General features: G+C 68.0%; 21 protein-coding genes and 1 tRNA gene. 16 read left to right on the top strand and 6 right to left on the bottom strand.

The genetic code is table 11. From position 1 onward, the window contains the following. The first annotated feature begins 74 nt into the window (after nucleotides 1-74). Together C1877_RS02360 and C1877_RS02365 are read left to right on the top strand one after the other, a co-directional pair. Nucleotides 75-159: transfer RNA gene (locus C1877_RS02360), tRNA-Leu, on the top strand. A gap of 229 nt (nucleotides 160-388) precedes the next feature. Continuing rightward, complete coding sequence (locus C1877_RS02365; protein ID WP_015539437.1) at nucleotides 389-1,438, top strand: polyprenyl synthetase family protein; 1,050 nt, start codon at nucleotides 389-391, stop codon at nucleotides 1,436-1,438. A 36-nt stretch (nucleotides 1,439-1,474) separates the two neighbouring features. Here the strand turns inward: C1877_RS02365 and C1877_RS02370 are convergent, their stop codons facing one another. The 4 genes from C1877_RS02370 to C1877_RS02385 form a co-directional block, all read right to left on the bottom strand. Continuing rightward, the gene (locus tag C1877_RS02370; RefSeq protein WP_114568252.1) at nucleotides 1,475-2,173 is read right to left on the bottom strand and encodes an LrgB family protein; all 699 of its coding nucleotides are present in this window, start codon (nucleotides 2,171-2,173) and stop codon (nucleotides 1,475-1,477) included. A gap of 3 nt (nucleotides 2,174-2,176) precedes the next feature. Further along, a complete protein-coding gene (locus C1877_RS02375; RefSeq protein WP_114568253.1) occupies nucleotides 2,177-2,665 on the bottom strand; it encodes a CidA/LrgA family protein in 489 nt (162 codons plus the stop codon). A 189-nt stretch (nucleotides 2,666-2,854) separates the two neighbouring features. Then, a complete protein-coding gene (locus tag C1877_RS02380) occupies nucleotides 2,855-3,223 on the bottom strand; it encodes a phage holin family protein (protein ID WP_114568254.1) in 369 nt (122 codons plus the stop codon). A 112-nt stretch (nucleotides 3,224-3,335) separates the two neighbouring features. Further along, complete coding sequence (locus C1877_RS02385) at nucleotides 3,336-4,112, bottom strand: dimethylarginine dimethylaminohydrolase family protein (RefSeq protein ID WP_114568255.1); 777 nt, start codon at nucleotides 4,110-4,112, stop codon at nucleotides 3,336-3,338. A gap of 90 nt (nucleotides 4,113-4,202) precedes the next feature. Here C1877_RS02385 and rlmD point away from each other — a divergent pair, with 90 nt between their 5' ends. The 11 genes from rlmD (at nucleotide 4,203) to C1877_RS02440 (ending at nucleotide 19,070) form a co-directional block, all read left to right on the top strand. Continuing rightward, nucleotides 4,203-5,540 carry a 23S rRNA (uracil(1939)-C(5))-methyltransferase RlmD gene (rlmD, locus tag C1877_RS02390; protein WP_114568256.1) on the top strand — a complete coding sequence of 446 codons (1,338 nt, stop codon included), beginning with the start codon at nucleotides 4,203-4,205 and terminating at the stop codon, nucleotides 5,538-5,540. Between the two features lie 2 nt (nucleotides 5,541-5,542). Continuing rightward, nucleotides 5,543-8,158, top strand: coding sequence for a bifunctional diguanylate cyclase/phosphodiesterase (locus C1877_RS02395; protein ID WP_015539441.1), 2,616 nt, complete (start codon nucleotides 5,543-5,545; stop codon nucleotides 8,156-8,158). Nucleotides 8,159-8,265: 107 nt separating this feature from the next. Then, on the top strand, nucleotides 8,266-9,204 hold the full coding sequence (gene cysK / locus C1877_RS02400) for a cysteine synthase A (RefSeq protein ID WP_114568257.1): 939 nt from the start codon (nucleotides 8,266-8,268) through the stop codon (nucleotides 9,202-9,204). A gap of 9 nt (nucleotides 9,205-9,213) precedes the next feature. Further along, nucleotides 9,214-10,332 (top strand): tRNA lysidine(34) synthetase TilS, encoded by a 1,119-nt coding sequence (gene tilS / locus C1877_RS02405; protein ID WP_114568258.1) that lies wholly within the window; start codon nucleotides 9,214-9,216, stop codon nucleotides 10,330-10,332. 54 nt (nucleotides 10,333-10,386) lie between these two features. Then, nucleotides 10,387-11,076, top strand: a complete 690-nt coding sequence (locus C1877_RS02410; RefSeq protein WP_015539442.1) for a Maf family protein — start codon at nucleotides 10,387-10,389, stop codon at nucleotides 11,074-11,076. Nucleotides 11,077-11,311: 235 nt separating this feature from the next. Further along, complete coding sequence (gene hpt, locus C1877_RS02415) at nucleotides 11,312-11,860, top strand: hypoxanthine phosphoribosyltransferase (protein ID WP_041239226.1); 549 nt, start codon at nucleotides 11,312-11,314, stop codon at nucleotides 11,858-11,860. Between the two features lie 146 nt (nucleotides 11,861-12,006). After that, complete coding sequence (gene ftsH / locus C1877_RS02420; RefSeq protein ID WP_015539443.1) at nucleotides 12,007-14,352, top strand: ATP-dependent zinc metalloprotease FtsH; 2,346 nt, start codon at nucleotides 12,007-12,009, stop codon at nucleotides 14,350-14,352. Beyond that, nucleotides 14,349-15,656: a dihydropteroate synthase gene (gene folP / locus C1877_RS02425; protein WP_114568259.1), complete on the top strand. Its 1,308-nt coding sequence runs from the start codon at nucleotides 14,349-14,351 to the stop codon at nucleotides 15,654-15,656. The genes ftsH and folP overlap by 4 nt, the downstream gene beginning before the upstream one ends. After that, the gene (locus tag C1877_RS02430; RefSeq protein WP_114568260.1) at nucleotides 15,653-16,642 is read left to right on the top strand and encodes a biotin--[acetyl-CoA-carboxylase] ligase; all 990 of its coding nucleotides are present in this window, start codon (nucleotides 15,653-15,655) and stop codon (nucleotides 16,640-16,642) included. Before folP ends, C1877_RS02430 begins: the two co-directional genes overlap by 4 nt. Nucleotides 16,643-16,784: 142 nt before the next feature. Then, the gene (locus C1877_RS02435; RefSeq protein ID WP_015539444.1) at nucleotides 16,785-18,302 is read left to right on the top strand and encodes an MATE family efflux transporter; all 1,518 of its coding nucleotides are present in this window, start codon (nucleotides 16,785-16,787) and stop codon (nucleotides 18,300-18,302) included. A 156-nt stretch (nucleotides 18,303-18,458) separates the two neighbouring features. Further along, nucleotides 18,459-19,070 (top strand): biotin transporter BioY, encoded by a 612-nt coding sequence (locus tag C1877_RS02440; protein ID WP_227154927.1) that lies wholly within the window; start codon nucleotides 18,459-18,461, stop codon nucleotides 19,068-19,070. A gap of 58 nt (nucleotides 19,071-19,128) precedes the next feature. On the opposite strand, the gene C1877_RS02445 is transcribed toward C1877_RS02440, so the two are convergent. Then, nucleotides 19,129-20,238, bottom strand: coding sequence for a 3-oxoacyl-ACP synthase III family protein (locus C1877_RS02445; protein WP_041239228.1), 1,110 nt, complete (start codon nucleotides 20,236-20,238; stop codon nucleotides 19,129-19,131). Between the two features lie 884 nt (nucleotides 20,239-21,122). On the opposite strand from C1877_RS02445, the gene C1877_RS02450 reads away from it, so the two are divergent. From C1877_RS02450 to C1877_RS02460, 3 genes are all read left to right on the top strand, one after another. Next, on the top strand, nucleotides 21,123-23,363 hold the full coding sequence (locus tag C1877_RS02450) for a molybdopterin-dependent oxidoreductase (RefSeq protein ID WP_015539445.1): 2,241 nt from the start codon (nucleotides 21,123-21,125) through the stop codon (nucleotides 23,361-23,363). Between the two features lie 2 nt (nucleotides 23,364-23,365). Further along, nucleotides 23,366-23,704: a hypothetical protein gene (locus tag C1877_RS02455; protein ID WP_015539446.1), complete on the top strand. Its 339-nt coding sequence runs from the start codon at nucleotides 23,366-23,368 to the stop codon at nucleotides 23,702-23,704. A gap of 373 nt (nucleotides 23,705-24,077) precedes the next feature. Continuing rightward, nucleotides 24,078-24,782 carry a hypothetical protein gene (locus C1877_RS02460; RefSeq protein ID WP_114568261.1) on the top strand — a complete coding sequence of 235 codons (705 nt, stop codon included), beginning with the start codon at nucleotides 24,078-24,080 and terminating at the stop codon, nucleotides 24,780-24,782. Between the two features lie 86 nt (nucleotides 24,783-24,868). Here C1877_RS02460 and C1877_RS02465 read toward each other — a convergent pair whose 3' ends face one another. After that, nucleotides 24,869-25,537, bottom strand: coding sequence for a haloacid dehalogenase type II (locus tag C1877_RS02465; protein WP_015539447.1), 669 nt, complete (start codon nucleotides 25,535-25,537; stop codon nucleotides 24,869-24,871). Nucleotides 25,538-25,611: the final 74 nt, after the last annotated feature.

Consider the following 25,611-nt stretch of genomic DNA (forward strand, 5'->3'; position numbering starts at 1 on the left):
GCCGAAAGTTTGCTACCATATACCGTACGCGCCGCCTGTTCGGGGAAGAGGCGCACGCGAAGGCGGAGCTACGTGGGGACGTGGCGGAATTGGCATACGCAGCGGACTTAAAATCCGCCGGCCTCGGTCTTGTGGGTTCGAGTCCCACCGTCCCTACCATTCTCCCGGCCGCCCTCGCCGCTTAGGTGCTTTTCGCGGCCCGCAAGGCTCCATGCACCGGTTTCGCATACTCCACCCCAGCCATGCAGTTTTCACGTAGATGATGCTGCCGGTCGCCTCGCCTGTTCATAGTGCGCGAAAACCTTGTGGTACGATTGCTCAAGCTATCGCGGCGAGCGCGATGAGCGCGTTTTGGGGCAGAGCCTATCCGTCGAGCGAAGAAAGCGTTATGGACAACATCAACGACATCATCGCGGCCATCGAAGAGCCGCCCGAGACCTTCGAAGAATACCTCACCCGCTACGCCGCCCAGGTGGGAACGCTGGTGAACTCGTACATCCCCCAGGGATCGCACCCCGACATGGACCGCTACCTGTACGAGCCGCTCAACGCGTACAGCCAGAACGGCGGCAAGCGCCACCGTCCGCTCATCTGCTTCGCGGCCTGCCGTGCGGTGGGCGGCGACATGGCGCGCGCCACGAGCGCGGCGGCCGCCATCGAGCATTTCCATACGGCGGCACTTATCCATGATGACATCGCCGACGAGGCCGAGCTGCGCCGCGGCGAGCCCTGCCTGCACCTCACCGAGGGCATGGGGCTGGCCATCAACATGGGCGACCTTGCGCTATCGTTGGTGAACGGCACGGTTATCAACGACCCGCTGCTCGACGATGCCACCAAGGTGCGCGTGGTGAACGAGCTCATAGAGATGACGCGCCGCACCATCGAGGGCCAGGCGCTCGACATCGGCTGGGCGCGCGACGGCCGCTACGACATCACCCCCGAGGACTACCTCGTCATGGCCACTCACAAGACGGCGCATTACTCCGGCGCCGTGCCGCTGGCCATCGGCGCCATCATAGGCGGCGGCACCGAGGCCGAGATCGAGGCGTTGCGCAACTACGGTCTGGACACGGGCCTGGCGTTCCAGATCCAAGACGACCTGCTGAACCTCATAGGTTCCGAGGAGTCCACGAAGAAGGACTTCCGCAACGACATCACCGAAGGCAAGCGCACGCTCATGGTGGTTCACGCGCTGCAGCACTCCGACGACCGCGACCGTCTCATCGACATCCTGTCGTCGAAGGAGAAGGACCAGGCCGTGCTCGCGGAGGCTGTGGACATCATGGAGACGTCGGGCAGCATCGAGTACGCCCGCAACTACGCCGAGAACCTCACGAGCATAGCGAAGAACCGCCTGGTGGACATGGTGCGCCCGTCCTCCTCGCGCGAGCTGCTCATCTCCATGGCCGACTGGTTCGTGAACCGCTTGAAGTAACGGGTTCCGGCGGCCTGCCGGCCCGCGGGACCCCGCCTACAGAAAGCAGCTCGCCACGATGACGATGGCGGTGGTCAACAGGCCCGACACGGCAATGCTCACGCCGCTCATGGCGCCTTCCAGCTCGCCCATCTCAAGCGCCTTCGTCGTGCCCACCGCATGGCTGCACGTGCCGATGGCCACGCCCTTGGCGATGCCGTCGCGCACGCGGAACAGGCGCGCCATGAGCGGGGCGGTGATGGCGCCTAGGATGCCGGTGACGATGACGGCTGCCACGGTGATGGACGTCACGCCGCCCAGCTGTTCGGACACCGCGATGGCGATGGGGGTGGTCACCGACTTCGGGATGAACGACAGCGCCAGCGCGTCGTCCAGGCCCAGCAGCTTGCACAGCGCATAGGCGCTGGTCATCGAAACGACCGATCCCACGAGGCACCCGGCGAAGATGGGCACGAAGTGGTCCTTGAGCGTCTGGCGCTGGCGGTACACCGAGTAGGCCAGCGCCACCGTGGCCGGTCCCAGCAGAAACGAGATGAGCTGCACGCTCTGCTCGTACGACTCCAGCGGGATGCGCAGCGCCACGAGCGTCGCGATGATGAGGGCGACCGTGACCAGCAGCGGGTTGAGCAGCGGTGACTTCACGCGCTCGTACAGCAGCACGGAAAGCCTGAACACCGCGAACGAGGCCGCGGTTCCCAGCAGAAGGGTCAGCCCGAGGTGCGCCATCGCCTCCATCTCCTACGCCTCCCCGTCGGTCGTGCTCACGTTGTGCTTCGCCAGCAGGCGCGACACGAGCATCACCGTGTACGAGGTTGCCAGGAACACGAGCACCGTGGTCACCACGCAGACGAGTGCGAACTTCGCCGCATTGCCCTCCAGCAACGACACGCATCCCAGGATGGCCACGCCGGCGGGGATGAAGAACAGCGACATGTTGTCCAGCAAGCAGTCGCACGCATCGCCCACGTGCCGCGCTTTCAGCAGGCCCGTCCCCAGAAGCACGAGCAAGAGCACCATGCCCACGATGTTGCCCGGCAGGTGGATGGGGAGCACCGACGCGAGCGCGCATCCGGCGGCGTACACCGCCACCACGATGGCGAGCTGCGCCGCGAACCGCGCGCCGCGCCTGCCGGCGCGCCCGGCCCTCGCGCGCCACGAGGCATCGTCGGGAGAGGATGCGCAAGCGCATCCGGAGACGCCCGAGACGGCGTCGTTCAGCTGTTCCATGATACGGATTCCTCACCTGTATGCGGGGGATATGCAGTGCTTCGTGCCGCACGCCCCGCCCGTTTTTTCCGCGCCTATTGTACGGCTGCACAAAAATATATGCGCGGCAAGCGCCCAGAATCCACGTAAAACGAAAGCGGCACCGCCGAAACCCGGCGATGCCGCGCGCAACCCGATGGCGTCCCTGCGCTAGTCTTTGCCTACCAAGGCGTTCACCAGGGCCGATACGATGCTGATAACGATGGAGGCCACGAACGCGCTGCCGAACGAGTCAATGACGAGCCCCACCTGGAAGATCTCGTTCGCCAGCCACGCGGCGATGTAGAGCATGAGCGTGTTCACCACGAGGTAGAAGATGCCGAGCGTGATCACGCTGATGGGCAGGCTCAGCACCTGCATGATGGGCTTGATGCTGATGTTGACGAGCGACAGGATCAGGCCGAAGATGGCGATGCCCACCCATGCGTCCGTGCCGCCGAGGAGCTCCATGCCCGGAACGAGCCACACGGCCACGCCCACGGCGACGGCGGTGACGAGCCAGCGGATGATGAAGTTCATGACGGGTCCTCTTTCTTGATGGCTGCATACGGATCGCACTATAGGGGCGAAAGGCAAGGCCGCGCGAAACGGTGGGGAAACCGTTACTGCGCGGCCTCCTTCGGGGCGCTTGCTAGAAGCGCAAGGAAAGGCAGCTCAAGCCGCCGTCGAGCTTGCGGTACTCGGACGTGTCCACGGTGATGGTCTCGTAGCCGGCATCCTGCACGGCCGCCAGGACGGCGGGGTAGCCCTCGGGCACGATGACGGTGCCGTTCACCCAGATGCAGTTGGCGGCGTAGGCCTCGTCCTCGGGGATCTCGATGCGGTGGTACTGCTCGAAGTCGGGCTTGGTCACGAATTCGCCGGACACCAGCATGTTGCCGTCCTCCAGGTAGTTCACGCCGGTCTTCAGATGCAGCACGTGCTCCAGCGGCACCTCGGAGCCCTCGAGGCCCCAGCCCTCCAGGATCTCGAAGAACTGGCGGATGCCCTCCTCGTTCGTGCGCGCGGAGCGCCCCACGTAGAAGTGGTCGCCCACCATCATCACGTCGCCGCCGTCGAGCGTGCCGGGGCTCACGATGTGCTTCACGCGGCTATCGTCGAAGAACTGGCGCACGGCGGGCTCGATCTCGTCCTTCTCGCCGTTGCGGCTGGCTGCGCCGGGGTTGGTGATGATGGCGCCGCAGCGCGTGACGACGGCCGGGTCCTCCACGAAGCAGGAGTCGGGGAACTGCTCGAGCGCAGGCAGCACCGTCACCTCCACGCCGCAGTCCTTGAGGGCCGCGATGTAGTCGTCGTGCTGCTTGCATGCCAGCTCGTAGTCCGGCTTGCCCAGCTCGGGTGCCGACGTGATGCCCTCCACCATGCTCTTGGCGGGGCGGCGGACGATAACGTTGGTGAACTTGGTCATGTGTGCTCCTTCAGTTGCGCGGTACGGGTACGCGTTTCGATGCGTATACTATAGTGTAGCCTTCCGCGATGACGATAGACGGGTTCGAAAATGACGAAACGGTTGCAAGACGCGCACGCCCCCCACGGTTCCGGCCGCCCTCGGGACGGCTCCGCGAGCGCCGGCGCAGGGACGCCCGCCTGCCCCCATGCCCGGGCGTGCGGCGCCTGCCAGCACGTGGACGAGCCCTATGCGGCCCAGCTCGCGCGCAAGGACGCGCGCGTGGCCGAGCTGTTCGGCGGGTTCGAAGGCGCCGAGCTGCGGCCTATCTTGGGCATGGACGACCCGTTCCGCTACCGCAACAAGGTGGTCTCCCCGTATGCGCCGGGCAAGAAGCTGCCAGGTGCGCCGGGCGGCAGGGCCGAGAAGGGCAAGGGCTCGCGCGGCGACCGCACCCGCGAGGCGCGCGACCGCCGCGCGAAGGGGCGGGCGCGCCACGAGATACTCTGCGGCATGTACGCCGCCCACTCGCACCGCATCGTGCCGACCGACGGGTGCCTCGTGGAGAACGAGCAGGCCAAGCAGGTGATCCTGGCCATCCGCTCCCTCATGCCCCGCTTCGGCATCGAGCCCTACCGCGAGGATGCGCACAGCGGCTTCCTGCGCCACGCCGTGGTGCGCGTGGGGCACACGAGCGGCGAGATGCTGGTGACGCTGGTGACGAACGGCCGGGAGTTCCCCGGCTCCCGCGCGTTCTGCCGCGAGTTGGCAAGGCGCTGCCCCGGCATCACCACCGTCGTGCAGAACGTGAACGAGCGCCAGACGAACGTGATCCTGGGCGAGCGCGAGCAGGTGCTGTACGGCCCCGGGTTCATCCTGGACCAGCTGTGCGGCTTGAGCTTCCGTATCTCGTCCCAGTCGTTCTACCAGGTGAACGCCGTGCAGACCGAGGTGCTGTACCGGCAGGCCGTGGAGCTGGCGCGCTTCTCCGGTACCGAGCGCGCGGTGGACGCGTACTGCGGCACGGGCACCATCGGCCTGGTGGCCGCCAAGCACGGCGCGGCGCAGGTGGTGGGCGTGGACTCCGTGGCGTCGGCCATCCGCGACGCGCGCGAGAACGCCCGGCACAACGGCGTGGAGAACGCCCGGTTCGTCGTGGGCGATGCGGGCGCCTTCATGCGCGAGGCCGCCGCCGGCGGCGAGCAGGTGGACGTGGTGCTCATGGACCCGCCGCGCGCGGGCTCGAGCGAGGAGTTCTTGGAGTCGCTGGCGGCGTGCGCGCCCGCGCGTGCCGTGTACATCTCCTGCAATCCCGAGACGCAGGCGCGCGACGTGCGGCAGCTCGAGCGCCGCGGCTATCGCCTGCGCACGCTGCAGCCGGTGGACATGTTCCCCCACACGGACCACATCGAGACGGTCGCGCTCCTGGAGCGCGAGGGAGGACGGTAGCCATGGATGGGCAGACGAGGGCCGGCGGTCCGGACGGCGCGTCCCCGGGCGCCGGGCGCACGGACGGGGAGCGGGCCGACGCCTACCGGTTCGCGCTCGACACGGTCCTCGACGGCATGCGCGCCAACGTGTACGTCACCGACCCCGCCACCGACGAGATCCTCTACATGAACCGCTACATGAGGGAGGACTACGGGCTGGACCGGCCCGAGGGCACGCTGTGCTGGCAGACGCTGCAGCGCAACCTCGACCGCCGCTGCCCGTTCTGCCCCGTGGACAAGCTCGAGGCCGCGGAGCCGGGCCGTTTGGTGGAATGGGAGGAGACGAGCTCGAAAACCGGTCGCGTGTACCGCAACTGCGACAGCCTCATCCGCTGGTTCGACGGCTCGCTCGTGCACCTGCAGCAGTCCGTGGACATCACCGATGTGAAGACGGCCAGCATCGACGAGCTCACCGAGCTGCTCACGCGGCGCGTCGGCAAGGGTCGCCTGCAGGCGCGCATGGACCGCGAGCGCGACGAGGACGACGTGTTCAGCGTGTGCCTGTTCGACATCAACCGCCTGAAGGAGATCAACGACCGGTTCGGCCATGCCGAGGGCGACGTGGTGCTGCGGGCTGCGGCCGACGCGGCGCGCAGCCAGCTCTCGGGCGAGGAGTTCGCCTTCCGCCTCTCGGGCGACGAGTTCGTCTGCGTGGTGGAGGGCGATGCCGCCGAGGCGCGCGGCAAGATGGAGCGTGCCGACGACCTGCTCTCGAGTCGCGTGAAGGGCGACCTTAGGGAGACGGGCTTCTGCTTCGGCATCGTCGAGGTGCACGGAAGCGACACGTCCGAGGTCAACGAGGTGCTCACCATGGCCGACGAGCGCATGTACGAGCAGAAGCGCCGCCTGCACATCGGGCGCAGCGAGGCGCGTGCACAGGAGGCGTTGGAACGCAACAGCGCCCTGACCGACGAGGACGTGGGCGCGTTCGCGTTCGACGTGGACTTGCTGTACGACGCCTTGGTGGACAGCACCGACGACTACCTCTACGTATGCAACATGAAGACGGGCGTGTTCCGCTACCCGCAGGCCATGGTGGAGGAGTTCGGCCTGCCGGCGCAGGTGGTGGCCGATGCGGCGGCCGTATGGGGCTCGCACGTGCATCCCGACGACCGCCAGGCATTCCTCGAGTCCAACCAGGACATCGTCGACGGGCGCACGACGCGGCACTGCGTGGAGTACCGGGCCCTCAACCGTGCGGGCGAGTACGTGTGGCTGCGCTGCCGCGGCATGCTCATGCACGACGGCAGCGGCGAGCCCAGCCTGTTCGCGGGCTTCATCGCCAACCTGGAGAAGAAGAACAAGGTGGACCACCTCACCGGGTTGTTCAACAAGTTCGAGTTCGAGGACGTGGTGCGCCGCGCCTTGGAGACGCGCCCCGACGAGCGGCTGGGGCTCATGGTGCTGGGGATCGACGATTTGCGCCACATCAACGACCGCTACGACCGCGGCTTCGGCGACGACGTCATCCGCATCATCGCGCATCGCATCCAGAGCGCGCTCGTGGGGCGCGCGCATGTGTACCGTCTGGATGGCGACGAATTCGCCGTCGTGGCGCGCGGGGACGACGCCGCCACCTTGCCCGACGTGTACCAGGCGCTGCACCAGTCCTTCCGCCGCCAGCAGACGCACGAGGGCAAGAAGTTCTACTGCACGCTCTCGGCCGGCTGCGCCCAGTACCCGGCGGACGCCGACACGTACGAGGACCTGGTGAAGTTCGCGAACTATGCGCTGGAGTACGCCAAGGCGCACGGCAAGAAGCGCCGCGTGCCGTTCTCGCCGGGCATCCTGGCGGAGCGCTCGCGCACGCTGGAGCTGGTGGAGCGCTTGCGCGACAGCATCGAGCACGGCTTCGAGGGCTTCCGGCTGGTGTTCCAGCCGCAGGTGAACGCCGCAGACGGGCGCGTGATCGGCGCCGAGGCGCTGGCGCGCTGGAGCTGCGACGCCTGCGGGGAGGTGCCGCCGCTGGAGTTCATCCCGCTGCTGGAGGAAAGCGGCCTCATCGTGCCGTTCGGCGCGTGGGTGCTGCACCGCGCCATGGAGACGGCCGCGCGCTGGCGCGCGTGGGACCCCGGCTTCGTCATGAGCGTGAACCTGTCGTACCGCCAGCTCGACGAGGCCAAGCTTGTGCCCAGCATCGCCGAGGCGCTGGCCGCCACGGGCCTGCCGCCGGCGAACCTGGTGGTGGAGATGACCGAGAGCTGCTTCGCCAGCAGCAGCGAGGCGGCGCAGAAGCTGTTCGCCGGCGTGCGGGCGCTGGGCGTGCGCATCGCCATGGACGACTTCGGCACGGGCTACGCGGCGCTGGGCATGCTGAAGCAGTCGCCGGCCGATATCGTGAAGATCGACCGCACGTTCGTGCGCGACATCCGCGACAGCACGTTCGATGCCACGTTCATCCGGTTCGTGGTGGAGCTGTGCCACGACGTGGGCATCCGCGTGTGCCTGGAGGGCGTGGAGGTGCCGGAGGAGTACGAGGCCGTGAGCGGGATGGGCCTGGACAGCATCCAGGGCTTCCTGTTCGGCCGCCCCTGCCCGCCAGACGAGTTCGAGCGGAAGTTCCTGGGGAAGGGGTAGGCTTCGAGGGCGCGGGGCGGATCGCGAAGATTCCGTGATGGCGCCTTCCCTTGCGCGACCGACGTGGTACGATTTCCTAAAACCCAGTAAAACACTAGGAGATTGACATGGCAGACCATATTTCGAAACTCATCGGCGAGACCCCGCTCGTGCTGCTTGACGCGCTCTCGCAGGAGACGGGCCTTCGCGTGCTCGCCAAGTACGAGGCGGCGAATCCCGGCGCGTCCATCAAGGACCGCGCGGCCCGCTCGATGATCGATGCCGCCGAGGAGCGGGGCGAGATAGCGCCGGGCCGCACGGTGCTCGTGGAGCCCACGAGCGGCAATACCGGCGTGGCCGTGGCCATGATCGGCGCCGCGCGCGGCTACGAGGTGGTCATCGCCATGCCCGAGTCCATGAGCCGCGAGCGCCGCGCGCTCATGGCCGCCTACGGGGCGCGGCTGGAGCTCACGCCGGCGGCGGCGGGCATGGCCGGCGCCGTGGCGCGTGCCGAGGAGATTGCGCGCGAGGTGCCGGGCGCGTGGATCGTCGGGCAGTTCACGAACCCGGACAACCCTCGCGCCCATGAGGAGACCACGGGGCCCGAGATCGTGCGCCAGCTAGGCGGCTTCCCCGACTACGTGGTGGCCGGCGTGGGCACTGGCGGCACGCTTTCGGGCGTGGCGCACCATCTGCGCGCGCAGGGGGCGCCCACGCGGTTCTTCGCCGTGGAGCCGGCGGAGAGCCCGCTCGTCTCGCAGGCGCTGTCCGGCGAGGAGCTTGCGCCCGCGCCCCACGGCATCCAGGGCATCGGCGCGAACTTCATCCCCGCCACGCTCGACCTGGACGTGCTGGACGGCGCGCTGGCGGTCTCGGCCGACGACGCGCTGGCCGCCGCGCGCGACCTGGCGTCCCGCGAGGGCCTGCTCGTGGGCATTTCGTCGGGCGCAAACGCCGCCGCCGTGCGGAAGCTCGCGGCCGAGCGCCCCGAGGCGCGAGGCGCGACCGTGGTCACCTTCGCGGTGGACACGGGCGAGCGCTACCTGTCCACCCCGCTGTTCGCGTAAGGAGCCCCCATGCCCGTGCCAGCCGTCATCGACCGCATGCGATCCACCCTCGCCGCGCGCGCCCTCGCCGGCCCGGACATGCCGGCGCTGCTCATGGTGTCGGGCGGGTCGGACTCCACGGCGCTCGCCTACCTGGCTGCCGGGCTGCGCGAGGCCGGCGAGCTGGGGCCGCTGGCCATGCTGCACGTGAACCACCGTCTGCGCGGCGACGCCGCCGATGCCGATGCGCGCTTCGTGGCGCAGCTGGCCGAGCTGCTGGGCATCCCGCTGTTCTCCTGCGAGATCGATATCGCGCGCGAGGCCGGGCGCACGGGCGAGAACGTGGAGGCCGTGGCGCGCCGCGAGCGCTACCTGGCGGCGAACGAGGCGCTGGAGAGCCTGTGCCGCCACGCGGCCGCACCGCTGGCCGACGGCCGCATCGTCACGGCCCATACGGCCGACGACCGGGTGGAGAGCTTCTACATGCGCTCCATCGTGGGCACGGGGCCGGGCGGCTTCCGTGCCATGCGGTACCGCAACGGGCCGGTCGTACGCCCGCTGCTGGATGCGAGCCGCGACGATCTGCGGGCCTACCTGGTTGAACGGGAACGGGCGGGGGAACCGGTGGCCGTGGACGCGGAGGGGGCCCTGTGGCGCGAGGATGCCACGAACGCCCACACGGACCGGTTCCGCGCCTACGTGCGCCACGAGATCGTGCCCCGTGCCAAAGAGCGCAACCCGCAGCTGCTCGACGTGCTGTGCCGCAGCATGAACCTCATCGCCGACGAGGACGATATGCTGGAGGCGCAGGCCGAGGCGCTTACGGACCGCCATGCGGCGTGGATCGAACGGTCGGAGGCCCTGGGCATCGATCACGGCGCCGGATGCGTGCTGGCCCCCGCGTTGGGCATCGAGCCGCGCCCGCTGCAGCGCCGCGCCGTCCTGCGCGTGCTGGGCCTCGTGCTGGGCGCCGAGGCGCGCGTGGAGGCGGCGTCGGTGGAAGCCGTGCTGGCCGCCTACGACGATGCCGGCGCCCCCCGCGGCGGCTACGTGGCGAACATCCAGGGAGACCTGGCCGTCAGCGCCAACAAGCGCGGCGTGCGCATCGAGCCCATGGCCGCGTTCCGCGCACGCCGAAAGCGGAAGTGACGGGAAGCCGGGTTCGCGCCCTTCTGCACCCGGCCTTGCGTTACAATACCGGGCATGGATAACGAACAGAACACCCACGAGGCGGCCGCGTGCAGCGCGGGGGCCGCCGCTTCCGGCGGGGAGCCCGCCCCCGACATCATCCTGGCCAGCGGCTCGCCGCGGCGCAAGCAGCTGCTGGAGGACGCGGGCATCGCGTTCTCCGTGCGCGTGTCCGAGGTCGACGAGACCTTGGAGCCCGACCTTTTGGCCGACCCGCCCGAGGCGGCGAAGAAGCTGGCCGAGCGCAAGGCCGGCGCCGTGGTGCAGGAGGTGCTGTCCGAGAACTACCTGGGCATGGCGGCCGTGCTGGGCGCCGATACCATGGTCGTGCTCGACGGCGAGATATTCGGCAAGCCCGCCAGCCTCTCGGACGCCAAGCGCATGCTGCGCCGCCTGTCCGGCCGCACCCACGAGGTGGTCACGGCCGTGTCGCTGTGGATGGTGGCCGCGCCGACCATCGAGGACATCTCCGTGGGCTTTCGCACGTTCGTCGACCGCTCCGCCGTCACGTTCCGCAGCCTCACCGACGAGGAAATTGCTGACTACCTGCGGAAAGGCGAGTCGTTCGACAAGGCGGGCGCCTACGCCGTGCAAGGGGAGGGGGCCAGCCTCGTGGAGGGCGTCGACGGTGCGCTCGACACGGTCATCGGCCTGCCGGTCGGCCGCCTGCTGGACGAGTTCCCCGACCTGTTCGCCGCTCGCTGACGGCTGGCTGACGAAAACGAAACCCGCTGCTTTTTCAACCTATACGCCCTGTTCCCGCAGCGAAATGTAAAAATCGTGGCCCTTGGCCCGGCGTTACCGTCTCGTCTCCTTTTATGAAGGGTGCAATGGTACACTAACCGAATCTCAAGGTAAGCGTGACGCCTCCGCTCACGTATCGCGCCTCGGCGCGGGACGGGGCGCGGCGGGCGCGGATGTGACGAAGAGGATGCGAACTGTGCACAACGACCTAGCCGAGGTGCTGTTCACCGAAGAGGAAATCGCCGGGCGCGTGGGCGAGATGGGACGCGCTATCACGCGCGACTACGCCTGCACCGCGGACGAGGGCGGCATCGTCCTCGTGTCCGTGCTGCGCGGCGCGGCTATCTTCATGGCGGACCTGGCCCGCAGGATCGAGCTGCCGGTGGAGATGGACTACCTGGCCGTCTCGTCGTACGGCAACGGTGCGAAGAGCTCCGGCGTCGTACGCATCCTGAAAGACCTCACGTCCGAGATCGAAGGGCGCCACGTGATCGTGGCCGAGGATATCCTCGACTCCGGTCTCACCTTGACGTACTTGCTGAAAAACCTGTCGTCGCGTCATCCGGCCTCCCTCGAAGTGGCCACGCTTCTGCGGAAGAAGACGCCCGCGCAGGCGAAGATCGACTGCAAATACCTCGGTTTCGAGTGCCCCGACGATTTCATCGTGGGTTACGGGCTGGACTACGCGGAACGCTATCGCAACCTGCCCTGCATCGGCATCTTGAAGCCGGAGATCTACCAATAACGACGTACCCGCGGCGGACGGAGGCGCACCGAACGGGTGCCGTCCAGCCCGCCAGGTAAGCGTGCGGAGGCGGCTTTAGCAGGCGGCGGATGGGAAGTCCGCGCCGGAAGCCGCAGCCGGCCGTTCGGGAAGGAAAGTCAGGCTCCATGGCACAGGATAACAAGAACAACAACAAGAAGTCGCAGTTCCAGCAGCCAAGTCCTCGGACGACCATCATCTCGGTCGTCCTGTTCCTGATCGTGGCCTTCTTCGTGGGCCAGCAGTTCATGAACATGTCCAGCACCACGCAGACCGACGGCCTCATCACGTCGGAGTTCGTGCAGGCGGTGGAGCAGGACCGCGTCACGAAGGTCGTGTACGACGCCGGCGGGCATACCGTGTCCGGCTCGTACTACCCGGCCGTCACGGCAGGCTCGACGGCGGCCAACGCGTTCAACGACGCGTTCCAGGCGCTCAACGCGCGCATGGCCACGCTCAAGAACCCCGACACCGGCAAGGCGCTGGGCGGCGTGGGCACCACCGACGTCAACGCGGCCACCCTCGGCAGCGAGCGCAACTTCACGTCCACCTACGTGGGCCAGGACTCGCTCGGCGAGCTCATGGCCGCGCACCCGAACATCCCCTACCAGGTGAACCTGCCGTCCGGCTTCATGGACCTGCTCATCACGCTGCTGCCCATCATCGCCATCGGCGCGCTGCTGTTCTTCTTCTTCAACTCCATGCAGAAGGCGAACAACTCGCAGATGTCGTTCGGCAAGGCCAAGACGAAGAAGTCCATCGAGGAGCGCCCGGACGTGAAGTTCTCCGACGTGGCCGGCGTGGACGAGGCCGTGGAGGAGATGCAGGAGATCAAGGACTTCCTGGCGAACCCGGCGAAGTACCAGTCCATGGGCGCGAAGATCCCCCGCGGCTGCTTGCTTGTGGGCCCTCCGGGCACCGGCAAGACGCTGCTCGCGCGCGCCGTCGCCGGCGAGGCGGGCGTGCCGTTCTTCAGCATCTCGGGCTCGGACTTCGTGGAGATGTTCGTGGGCGTGGGCGCCTCCCGCGTGCGCGACCTGTTCCAGCAGGCCAAGGACGCGAGCCCGGCCATCATCTTCATCGACGAGATCGACGCGGTGGGCCGCCAGCGCGGCACGGGCCTGGGCGGCGGCCACGACGAGCGCGAGCAGACGCTCAACCAGCTGCTCGTGGAGATGGACGGCTTCGAGAGCAACGACTCCGTGGTGCTCATCGCCGCCACGAACCGCGCCGACGTGCTCGACCCCGCCCTGCTGCGCCCCGGCCGCTTCGACCGCCAGATCGTGGTGGACGCGCCCGACGTGAAGGGCCGCGAGAAGATCCTGCAGGTGCACAGCAAGGACAAGCCCATCGGCAGCGACGTTGACCTGGCGAAGGTGGCCAAGCTCACGCCGGGCTTCACGGGCGCCGACCTGGCGAACCTCATGAACGAGTCGGCGCTGCTCACGGCGCGCCGCGGCAAGAAGATCATCACGCAGCGCGAGGTGAGCGAGTCCATGGAGCGCGTCATCGCCGGTCCGGAGCGCAAGGGCCGCGTGCTCGACGAGCAGACCAAGCACACTATCGCCTACCACGAGAGCGGCCACGCCCTGGTGGGGCATTTGCTGCCGCACGCCGACCCCGTGCACAAGATCTCGATCATCTCGCGCGGCCGCGCGCTGGGCTACACGCTGTCCATCCCCAAGGAGGACAAGGTGCTCAACTCGCTCGGCGAGATGCGCGACGAGCTGGCCGTGTTCATGGGCGGCCGCGTGGCGGAGGAGATCTTCTGCGACGACATCACCACGGGCGCCTCGAACGACCTCGAGCGCGCCACGAAGATGGCCCGCGCCATCGTCACGCAGTACGGCATGAGCGCCGAGCTGGGCACGCAGGTGTTCGGCCAGCCGAACCACGAGGTGTTCCTGGGCCGCGACTACGGCAACACGCAGGACTACTCGGAGGAGACGGCCAAGCGCATCGACGACGAGGTCGCCCGCATTATGAAGGACGCGCACGACCGCGCCTACGAGATCCTCGTGAGCCATCGCGAGCAGATGGACCTCATGGCCAGCGTGCTCCTGGAGCGCGAGACGGTGGAGGGCGAGGCGTGCCTGGCGCTGCTTGACAACACGTGGGATGACTACCTGAAGCACGAGGGCGAGATCAACGCCCGCAAGGAGGCCGAGGAGCAGTCGGCGCGCGAGCGCGATGCCAAGCTCGCCGACCCGAACTGGAAAGAGGAGCCGGTGGAGCCGGGCGACCAAAACCCGAACCCCCCGTTCCGCGAGCCCTCCGATGAGGATGACGGGGCCGCAGCCGGTGCGCAGGCGTCGGGCGCGGCCCCTGCAGAGCCCGCTGACGGCTCGAAGAGCTTCCTCGACGAGATGGAGAAGGGCTTCCGCGAGATGATGGGCGACGGCAAGGGCGCGCCGCAGGACGGGAAGCCCGCCGACCGCACCGACGACGAGAAAGGCGACGGAGAGCGTAAATGATCTGGCGCTGTGCTGATTTCGAGTTCGACACCAAGATGCCCATCGTCATGGGCATCTTGAACGTTACCCCCGATTCCTTCTCCGACGGCGGCGAGCACGAGGACAGGGATGCCGCGCTCGCGCACGCCGAGCGGATGGTGGAGGAGGGAGCCGCCATCGTGGACGTGGGCGGCGAATCCGCCCGGCCCGGAGCCGCGCCCGTGAGCGTGGACGAAGAGCTGGCGCGCGTGCTGCCCGTGGTGCGCGCGCTCGCCGAGCGCGGGATGTGCGTGAGCATCGACACGCGCCGGCCTGCGGTGGCGCGCGCGGCCGTCGAGGCGGGCGCGGCCATCGTGAACGACGTGTCCGGCTTCCGCGACCCCGCCATGGTGGACGTGGCGCGCGGCTGCGACGCCGGGCTCGTGGTCATGCACATGCAGGGCGAGCCGGCCACCATGCAGGACGATCCCGTGTACGACGACGTGGTGAACGATGTGCGCGACTACCTGCGCGACCGGGCAGCCGCGCTCGAGGCGGCGGGCATCGCGCACGACCGCATCTGCGTCGATCCCGGCCCTGGCTTCGGCAAGACGCCGAAGCAGACCATCGAGCTCGTGCGCAACTTCCAGGAGTTCGCACGGCTGGGGTACCCGGTGATGGCGGCGCTGTCGCGCAAGAGCTACATCGGCTACGCGTACCGTATCGACGAGCCGCGCGAACGCGACCAGGCGTCCGCTGCCGAGGCGCTCATGGCCTGCGAGCTGGGGGCGAACGTGGTGCGCACGCACAACGTTGCCGAGACGGCCAAGGCTCTCAAGGACCTGCGCCCCTACGCGCTGCTGGGCCTGGGTTGCAACGTGCCGCTCGTAGCCGAGCCGGGCGAGGAGCGCGAGGGCAAGATCGCGCTTCTGAACCAGGCCGTCACCGAGCTGTGCGCGCTGCCGGACTCGCAGATCGTGGACATCTCCAGCTTCTACGAGAGCGAGCCGGCCTACTATCTCGACCAGGACGTGTTCGTGAACTCCGTCGTGCTGCTGCGCACGGGCCTGGCGCCCAAGGAGCTTTTGGGCTACCTGCACGCCATCGAGAACAGCCTGGGCCGCGTGCGCGAGAGAGAGAACGGGCCGCGCACCTGCGATATCGACATCATCGACTACCAGCTGTACGTGACGGACAACGACCTGCTCACGCTGCCGCACCCGCGCGCCCTCGAGCGCGACTTCGTGGTGCAGCCGCTTCTCGAGCTGCTGCCGGGCCATGTGCTGGCCGACGGCTCCTCTGTGACGCGCGACCGCGTGGCGGTGGGGAAGGCCACGCGGCTGTGAGCGAGCCGCTCGCGTTCCGCCTGCGCGTGCTCGACGAGGTCACCTCGACGAACGACGAGGTGAAGCGCGCGCTGGAAGCCGGCGAGCCCGAGGGCTTGGCTGTGAGCGCCCGTCGCCAGACGGGCGGCTACGGCAGGCAGGGCCGCACCTGGGCGAGTCCCGAGGGCGGCCTGTACCTGTCGCTGCTGCTGCGTCCCTCGGTGGACGCCGCCCTGCTCCCCACCTTGAGCCTCGTGACCGCCCTGGCCGTCCGCCGCGCGGTGGCCGGGCTGCTCCCCGCCGAAGCCGCGGAAAGCGTGCTGGTGAAGTGGCCGAACGACCTGGTGGTTCCGGCGGCCTCCCGGCCGCCGGAACTTCTCGACGCTGCGGCCGGTCGCGGCACCCGATCTCGCGGCGATGCCGGAGACTCGCGTACCGAAGTACGCTTCGCCTCCGCCATCCCCACGATCTCGGGCACCACGGACGGCCTCGCTGACTTACTACGCCAACCTGCGAGTTCGTCTTCGCACCTCCGGCGCGAAGGGGCGCTCTGCGAGCGCCCCGACCAACCTGCGGTCGCCCAACCCGTCTTCCGCAAGCTGTGCGGTATCTCGCTCGAGGCGCATGCGGGGGGCGTGTGCGTGGGCATCGGCGTGAACGTGGAGCCGCCGGATGCTGTCGACGCCGCGGCGGTGGGCGGCAAGAACGTTCCCGTCTACCTACCCGAGCTGGGCTTCGAGGGCAACGTCGACGACGTGGCCGCCGCGGTCTTGCACGCGTTCGCGCCGCTGTACCGCGCTTGGCTGGCCGAGGGCTTCGCGCCCCTCGCAGGTGAGTACGCCGCCCATGCCAGCCTCACAGGGCGCAGCGTGCGCATGGTGAACCGTGCGGGCGAACCGGTGGCCGAGGGGACGGTGGCCTCGGTGGACGCGTTCGGCCGCCTTGTCCTGCGCGCGTCCGACGGGTCGCGCGTGCCGGTGGCTTCCGGCGAGGCGCATCTCGTGTAGATCATCCGCCCGTCGGCGGAAAAGCGCCTTTGGCGGCGCTTCGCTGTGGTTGCTTTGTGTATCCGCCGACAGGGTATTCTCCTTTCTCTGCGCGCGCGAGTAAAATATCTCGTTCCGCAAAAATGAGAAAGGCCCCGCAGACATGGCAGCAGCGACAGCGACGAAGGCGAAGCTCCCCCTCGACCTCAACGAAGAAAGCACCGGCGCGCCCCTCGGCAAGGACCCGAAGAACCCCGGCCGCGACAGCAAGGTCAGCCGCATGGGCGCGGCGTCCATCCCGCGCCTCATCACCGAGTTCGCCATCCCCGCCATCCTCGGCATGGTGGTGAACGGCGCCTACAACGTGGTGGACTCCATCTTCCTCGGGCAGGCCATGGGCGAGATCGGCCTGTCGGCGGCAACCGTGGCGAACCCCATCATGATCGTGTTCATGGCCATCTCCATGCTCATCGGCAACGGCGGCAACGCGCTCGCGGCGCTGCGCCTGGGCGAGGGGAGGCGCGTGGACGCCGAGATCAGCCTGGGCAACACGGTGCTGCTGAGCGTGGTGGTGTCGGCTATCGTGGGCATCGCGGCGCTGAACCCCGCCATCCTCGACAGCCTGCTCACGCTCTCGAGCGCCACCGACGACGTGCGCCCCTACGCGCGGGCGTTTTTGCAGATCATCTGCTTCGGCTTCATCTTCCAGTGCATCGGCATGGGCGTGAACAACTTCATCCGCACGGCCGGCGCGCCCAACCGCGCGCTCGTCACCATGCTCATCGGCCTCGTGGTGTCCACGGCGCTGAACTACCTGTTCGTCCTCCGGCTGGGCTGGGGCGTGGAGGGTAGCGCGCTGGCCACCATCATCGGACAGGCCGCGTCGTGCGCCGCGGTGCTGTGGTACTTCGTGTTCACACGCAACGTGCCGCTCAAGCTGCACTTCCGCTATATGGCGCCGCACCTGCGCGTCATCGGCACCATCCTCTCGCTCGGCTTCGCCAGCTTCGCCGTGCAGGCGGGCATGGCCGTGGTGAACTTCGTGATCAACCACCTGCTGGTGCAGTACGGCGCGTTGAGCCCCATCGGCGCCGACGATGCGCTCGCGTCCATCGGCGTGGTGCAGCGCGTGGCCATGTTCACCGTGCTGCCGCTCGTGGGCGTGGCCGTGGCCATCCAGCCGCTGCTCGGCTTCAACTACGGCGCGAAGCTCATCGACCGCGTGCGCAAGACGCTGTGGTACGGCATCGCCGGCGCCACGGTGCTCGGCGCCCTCATGTGGCTGGTGGTGCACCTGTTCCCCGAGTTCATCGTGGGGGCGTTCGGCATCACGCACGACGGGCTCGTGGACTTCACCGTGTTCGCGCTCAAGGTGCAGCTGCTCATGCTGCCGTTCGTGGGCTTCCAGATCGTCGGGTCGAACTACTTCCAGGCCACGGGGCAGCCGGCGAAGTCCATCGTGCTGTCGCTCACGCGCCAGATCCTGTTCCTCGTGCCGCTGCTGTTCGCGCTGCCCGAGGTGCTGCCGCACGTGCTGCCCCAGTTCACCGGGCTCGACGCGCTGTACTTCGCCACGCCCATGGCGGACTTCCTGTCCATCTTCGTCACCGTCATCTTCATCATCGTGGAGATGAGGCGCCTGCGGAAGTTGGAGCGCGGCGAGATCACCGCGAAGTTCTAGCGGGGCGGTGCGCGGCATCCCGCTCGCCGAACGGTTGTCACCCTGATTGTCAACCCGGGAAGAGCCCGCTGGTTTACGCGAACCGGCGGGCTCTTCTATACTGCGACGCGATCTGACGGAAGCGGCGAGCAGGCCGCATGCAGGAAGGGAACGCACATGGACGAGCAGGCGATGCGGGGAAAGAAGGCGGCGGGCATGCGGGGGAGGACGCGCTCGATCGCGTTCGTGGGGCTCACGATCGCGCTCATGGGCGTGTCCGCGTGGGTTGCCATACCCTTCGGTCCCGTGCTGCTCACGCTGCAGATGTTCGCGCTCATGTTCGCCCTGCTCGCGCTCACGCCGCGCGAGTGCCTGGCAGCTATTGCGGGCTATCTGGCGCTCGGCGCGGTGGGGCTGCCGATGTTCTCGGGCATGCGCGGCGGCATCGGCATGCTGCTGGGCCCGACGGGCGGCTACCTGTGGGGGTATATGCTGGCCGCGGCCGCGGCTCTCGCCGTACGGGCGGCGCTGCGCCGCGCGCTTGGCGGCGGCGCCTCCGGCGGTAGGCTTGCGGGAAGGCGCGCGTGGGCTGTCGACCTGGCCGCCTGCCTCGTGTTCATCGTCGTGACGTACACGTGCGGCTGCGTGCAGTACGCCGCGGTGGTCGGGGTGGACCTCGCCGCTGCGTTCGCCGTCACCATCGCCCCCTTCGCGATCCCCGACTTGGTGAAGGCCGTGGCCGCCGTTGCCTGCGCCCGCGCCGTCACCCGCGCCGTGGGGCGGAGGTAGGCGATCCTTCCCGACACGTAGCAGGCGCCGGTGCAAGCGACGACGGACGTGGTGGTGCTTACGCCTCGTACACCACGGCGCCGCTGGTGAAGCCGCCGCCGAAGGCCACGAGCACTACCTTGTCGCCGGGCTTGATGCGGCCGGCGGCGTACGCCTCGGCCAGCGCCATGGGCAGGCTGGCGGCCGAGGTGTTGCCGGCGTGGGCGATGGAGAGCTGGAACAGGCTCATCGGGCGGTCGAGCTTCTTGGCGGCGTACTTGATGATGCGCTCGTTGGCCTGATGGGGGACGATGCAGGCCACCTCGTCCAGCGCGACGCCGGCGCGGTCGAGCACCTGGTTGACGGCGACGGTCATGGCTTCGGCGGCGAACTTGAACACCTTCTGGCCGTTCATGTAGATGGTCTGGCGCGGGCGGCCGTCCTCGATGGCCTCGCGCACGGCGAGCTCGTCGGCGATCTGCGCGGCCGCCGCGTCCGTGTCCGCGACCGCCGGCGCGATGCCGTTGGCGTCGAACGGTTGGGGCGCGTCGTATGTCGCGGGGCAGGACAGCGCGTTGGTCGCATCGTCCTCGTTCACGATGTAGCTGCCCAGGATGCCGGGGCGCTCGTCGCTCCACTCGAGCACGGCCGCGCCGGCGCCGTCGCCGAACAGCACGCACGTGTTGCGGTCGGCCCAGTTCGTCAGGCGGGTCAGGCGCTCGGCTCCCACCACGAGGGCGCGGCGCACGGGGTTGCGCCCGGCGGCGCCCGGGGTTTTCGGTGCGCTCGCGGCCATCAGGACCTCGGCCACGGTCAGGCCGTAGACGAAGCCCGTGCAGGCGGCGTTCACGTCGAAGGCGATGGCGTTCTCGAGGCCCAGGCGGCGGCGCAGCAGGCCTGCCATCGAAGGCACCACCGTGTCCGGCGTGATGGTGGCGAACACCACGAGGTCGATCTCGCCCGCTTCGAGGCATCGCTCGGCGAAGCCGCCCGCGTCCCAGCCCAGCGCCTCGCGCGCCGCCTGCTCGGCCAGGTCGGCGTTCGACTCGCCTACGGCCACGTGCCTGCTCTCGATACCGGTGCGCGTCCTGATCCACTCGTCGTTCGTGTCGACGAGCGCCTTCAGGTCGTCGTTTTGCACCTCAAGCGCCGGAACCGCCTTGCCGAATCCCACCAATGCACTGCCCACGATGTTTCTCCTGCCTTCGACCAAGATGCGCCTGCCCCACCTACTGCTAACGGGCTTCCGCGTAAGAGTCGACAATACTTCGATAATCAAACTAATTGTCTATTATAGGCTTGCAACTGAGGAAAAGCATGCGGCTCCAAAAAATGCACGAAGCCCCTCGCGCAGTGGATGCTCGGCGCCTCATTGCGAGGGTTTCCAACTGCCCGCTACCCTTGGGAGTGGGCGGATGACGTTCTCGTTGCGTTCTATTGCAGGTTGCCGCATGCGTGCTTGCAGATAAACGGATGAACATCGAGAAGTCGGCATCGAATGGCACAGTAATCACTGGTTTTCTACAACGGGCCCCTCCTTTCTGGCCTCCGTAGGATGTTCCGGCAAAATTTGCTTGACAGTGAAGTAACTCCACCTGGGATTTCTCTGATGGAAGCGTTCTCCTTCGCTGTTGATAGGTCTGGCGATGTGGAAAACCGGTGATTACTGTGTCGGTGGGTGTCTTTCCGAAAGCCAGTACATGATTGACACCGCCACTTTCCTCGCCACATGCGGCGGGCCGAGACATTGCCCGCATTGGCCGCGGTGAAGGCGTCGTCGTGTGGAGCGCCCGACGACGGCCTGTTCATGATGGTGTGCTCGCTCAACGAGGTCGCGACCGTGTGCCGCATCGGAGACTACGACGGCTTGGAAGAGCCTTTGCGTCTTGTGGCGGCCCATCGGCCCCTTTTCCCGGCATACTACCCTCCGCAGTATGCCATCCTTCGTTCCTCATCAATCCCATATCGTGACGCGTGCCGTGCGATTTCACGTCGCGGCGGCGATTCGCGGTCCCGCTCGGCACGGCATGCTGGTTCCAGTGCTTTTCGACGACGAGACAAGGAGGGCGAAGCATGGAGAAATCAGAGGGCATCACCATCCCGCATGAGAAGCCGTGGCGCTACGAGGAAGGCGAGTACACGGTAACGCGCGGCAGCGCGTGGTCGGGGCCGGGATGCCACCTGGGGTGCGGCGTGCTGATGTACACCGACAAGGACGGCAAGCTCGTGAAGGTGGAGGGCGACCCCGAGAACCCGATGACCGAGGGGCGCCTGTGCGTGCGCTGCCTCGACATGCCCGAGATCGTGAACCACAAGGACCGCCTCACCTACCCGATGAAGCGCGCCCGCGCCGACCGCGGCAAGAACAAGTGGGAGCGCGTGAGCTGGGACGAAGCCTACGACATCGTAGAGCGCGAGTTCAATGCCATCAAGGACGAGTACGGTGCCGAGTCCGTGGTGTTCATCCACGGCACCGGCCGCGACATCGCGCCATGGCAGTCGCGTTTGTGCTGGTCGTTCGGCAGCCCGAACTACGGCAACGTGCTCTCGGGCAACGCGTGCTATCTGCCGCGCGTGGCCGGTATGGCCGCCACGACGGGCTCGTTCTGGATCGCCGACGTGGCCCAGCATTTCCCCGACCGGTTCGACCACGAGGGCTGGACCATGCCCGAAGTCATGTTCGTGTGGGGCAACAACCCCCTCATCGCGAACTCGGACGGCTTCTTCGGCCACTGGGTCATCGACCTCATGAAGCGCGGCATGAAGACCGTGGTCATCGACCCGCGCGTGACGTTCCTGGCGGCGAAGGCGAACCTGCACCTGCCCATCCGCCCCGGCACCGACGCGGCGCTGGCGCTCGGCATGTTGAACGTCATCATCAACGAGGAAATCTACGATAAGGAATTCGTCGACTGCTGGTGCTACGGCTTCGACGAGCTGAAGGAGCGCGTGCAGGAGTACCCGGCCGACCGCGTGGCCGCGATCACCTGGATCCCCGAGGACAAGATCGTGCGCGCCGCCCGCATGCTGGCCGCGGCGAAGCCGGCCACGCTGCAGTGGGGCCTTGCCATCGACATGACGCGGGAGGCGATCCCCGCCGGCCAGGCCATCGCGGCGCTGTTCCAGATCACGGGCAACATCGACTGCCCGGGCGGCCTGGTGCCCCCCGCGGAGATCATGGCGTACTCCGGCGGCTGGGGCCGCGACCTGCTGCCCCCCGAGCAGGAGCCGAAGCGCCTGGGCCTCGACCGCTACCGCCTGCTGCAGATGGGCTTCAAGCAGTCCTCGCCCGACGTGCTCATCGAGACCATGGAGACGGGCGTGCCCTACGAGATCCACGGCGCGCACTTCCAGACCACGAACGGCATCGCCTGCATGGGCGCCGACCCGCACCGCGTGTACAACGCGTTCAACAAGTGCGACTTCATCGTGTCGGTCGACCTGTTCATGACGCCCACCATCATGGCACTGGCCGACGTCGTGCTGCCGGCCGCCACGTTCGCCGAGCGCAACGGCATCCGCGTGGGCGACGGCCCGCAGCGCGGCGAGGTTATCAACAAGGTCACGCAGATCGGCGAGTGCAAGTCCGACATGCAGATCAACCTGGAGCTGGGCAAGCGCTTCAACCCCGAGGCCTGGCCCTGGGAGAAGCCGGAGGAGATGTTCACCGAGCTGCTGAAGCCCACGGGCTACTCGTGGGAGGAGCTGCGCGAGGAGGCGCCGGTGTACCTTCCGGTGGAGTACTACAAGTACAAGACCGGCAAGATGCGCAACGACGGCCAGCCCGGATTCCAGACGGCCACGGGCCGCATCGAGCTGTGGTCGACGTTCTACAACGCGGCCGAGCTCGACCCGCTGCCGTACTTCGAGGAGCCCGATCCGGGCCCCGGCTCCACGCCGGAGCTGTTCGAGCAGTACCCGCTCGTGCTTACCACGGGCGCGCGCAACTGGAGCTACTTCCACTCGGAGCACCGCCAGATCGAGCGCTTGCGCCGGATGCACCCCGACCCCATCGTGCAGGTTCACCCCGACAAGCTGGCGGAGCTCGGCATGGAGGACGGCGAGTGGGTGTGGATCGAGAACCAGAACGGCCGCGCCAAGATCAGGATCGAGTCGACGCCCATCCTCACCGACCCGCGCATCGTGGCCTGCGACCACGCGTGGTGGCGGCCGGAGGGCGACCCGGAGAAGTTCTTCGACGTGTTCGAGTACAACATCAACAACCTCATGGTGTACAGCCCCGGCAAGAGCGGGTTCGGTTCCAACTACAAGACGAGCATCTGCAGGCTCTACAAGCTCGAGGACGGTGAGTAACAATGGCCCAGTACGGAATCTTGGTTGACTACGAATGGTGCACGGGCTGCCATTCGTGCGAGTTCGCATGCCAGATGGAGCACGGCTACCCGGTGGGGCAGACGGGCATCCTGGTGAACGAGATCGGCCCGTGGAAGATCGACGAGGACGTGTGGCAGCTGGCCTACATGCCGGTGCCCACCGACCAGTGCGACCTGTGCGCCGCGCGCCGGGAGCTGGGCAAGGTGCCCACCTGCGTGCAGCACTGCCAGGCGAAATGCCTCGAGTACGGCCCGCTGGAGGAGTTGAACGCCAAGCTGGCCGCCAAGACGAAGCAGGCCGTGTTCGCCCTGGGCGACTAAGGAAGGGCCCCGCACCCCGGCCGCATGCCGGGGTGCGGGGAGGCGGTCGGCCGCGGACGGACGGCAACCTGCCTGCCGGCCGGCCAACGGCATGCCGACGGCGGTTGGGTTGCGGATGCCGTCGAAAATGGCAGCTTTTGGAAGTTATTCGTCGTACCCTGAAGACGGCTCGACAGGAGCGCCATCAGGACGGGCCTGCGAACTGGGACGACAGGAACGCTTTGGAAACAGCGTTCCGATCGCTGCGGGTGCGGGCGGTGAGATCGACGAATATCCTTCAAAATCTGCCAGAATTCGAGGAATCAGGTGCGCAGGACTGGGAAGAGGCGTCCCGCACCGACGCGAAAGCCCGTTCTGATCGAAAGGGGCCGTTATGGAAACCATCGTGCTGCTCGTCGCGGTCGTGGCGGGCCTTGTGGCGCTGGAGCTGCTGGGCATGCACGCGTACCGTCGTTATCGGGCGCGCAGGCAGGCGGCGTTCACGCGGGAGAACGTGGGCGCGGTCTACGACGACTTGCAGGCCGCGCGCGCCCGGTGCCTGGCGGAGAAGCGCGCGATCGTCCTGTTGGCCGATGCCGCCCGCTCGGCCGGCCGCCCGGAGGACGGTGCCGTGCTGGATGCGCTGGCGGCTGGCGAGCGGGCCCACCTGGTCGCGCTCGAGGCCTTCCGCGGGCCGCTGCATGCCGAGAGCGTGGAGCCCGAGCCGCGCTCGCCCCAGCCGTCGAGCCTGGACGACGCCCTGCGCGCCGCGGCCGGGCGTCTCGATGGCTGGAGCACGGGCCCCTGCCGCGAAGCCGCCGCACGCGCCCGCGTGCGCGGCTACCGCGACATCGCGAAGCTCTACCGCCAGCTGCAGGAGGTGGAGCAGGCCGCCGCGCACCTCTGCCTCGACCTGGCGGAGGGTGCCCGTCCTTCCGGGCTCCTCTCGTCCTGCCCGGCCTGCGGCCTCATCGTGACTGGCCGCCGTCCCGCCTTCTGCACCGTGTGCACGAAGCCCGGCTTCGAGTTCGAGGACGTGGAGGCGCCCGCGGCACCCGGCGATGCGTCTGCTGCGCTGAAGCCGGAAGGCGCCGCGTAGCGGCGAGCGACGGTTTCGCGGGCGGCGGTTCTGCAGAGCGGCGACGGGCATCGACTTCGCGAGCGACGGCTTGCGGGGCCGTCGCGCTAGGCCGAGGCCTCCACCATCTCTGCGAGTTCCAGCAAGTTCGTCGCCTCGTAATCCGCGCGCACGCCCAGCTCCTCGGGCGGCAGGCCGCGGCGGTTGAGCCAGCCCACGGTGAAGCCGAACGCCTTCGCGCCGGCCACGTCCCAGCCGTTCGACGACACGAACAGCAGACGCTCCCGCGCGACGCCCAGATGGTCCACGGCCAGCTGGTACACCTCGGGCCGCACCTTGAACAGCCCCGTCTCGTCGGCGCTCAGGCAGGCGTCCAGGTGCGCGCCCAGCCCGGAGCGCGCGACCAGCGGCTCGATCATCCCCAGGTTGCCGTTCGTGAGGATGGCCTTCTTGCGCGTGCCGAACCGGGCCATGGCCTCTATGACCTCGGGGTACATCTCAAGCTCCAGATAGGTTGCCATGATGGCCGCGATCTTCTCCTCGTCGCCCTCCAGGCCCAGCTCGGCCAGCGTGTAGCGCAGCGCGTCCTCGGTGACGTGCCAGAAGTCCGCATAGCGCCCCATGAGCGTGCGCAGCCACGAGTATTCCAGCTGCTTCTGCCGCCACAGACGGCTCATGGCCGCCCCGCTGGCGGGGTACTCCTCCTCGCACTTCCGCTCAACCGAGTACACGTCGTACAGCGTGCCGTACGCATCGAACGCGATAGCCTCTATCATGTCGCTTTCCTTCCCCTGACTTCCCCTGTGCGGCCGCCGTCGTTGCGACCCGGATCTATTGTGCGCCGAAACCG

Origin of the sequence: Gordonibacter pamelaeae (assembly GCF_003340385.1) — a bacterium.
Classification (GTDB): domain Bacteria; phylum Actinomycetota; class Coriobacteriia; order Coriobacteriales; family Eggerthellaceae; genus Gordonibacter; species Gordonibacter pamelaeae.